This window comes from Chromohalobacter sp. HP20-39 (assembly GCF_033052815.1).
Taxonomy (GTDB): Bacteria; Pseudomonadota; Gammaproteobacteria; order Pseudomonadales; family Halomonadaceae; genus Chromohalobacter.
In genome coordinates this window covers 1-307 of sequence record NZ_JAWHTP010000447.1, presented here as the reverse complement: position 1 = coordinate 307, position 307 = coordinate 1, and the positions used below count along the sequence as shown (strand labels likewise).

General features: G+C 67.1%; 1 pseudogene. It reads left to right on the top strand.

Annotated features, from left to right (window positions below):
• Positions 1–183: pseudogene (locus RVY79_RS18750) on the top strand (hypothetical protein); the annotation flags it as partial.
• Between the last annotated feature and the right edge of the window lie 124 nt (positions 184–307).

The following is a 307-nucleotide window of genomic DNA, read 5'->3' as shown; positions in this document are numbered from 1 at the left end:
CACATGGAGGGCACCGTCGCGCTCAAGCACGCGCTCGTCGCGCGCGGCATCCTCGAGCACGCCACCGTGCGCTCTCCGCTGCTGCCGCTGGAACCCGGCGCAGAGATCGACATTGCCAACGCCATGCGCTCGGCTGGGCTCACCGGCCCGGGTGCTGGTGTGGTTCAGCCTCTTGCCGCGTAAGGTAAGCAAGCTGCCGGCAACGCCTTGAAGGCGTGCCACACGGTGTGCGCTGCCGCGTTGTCGGCATGTGCACACCGGAAGCAGTACCTGTCCGGGCGTGATACAAGCGCTATCAAAGCGCCAC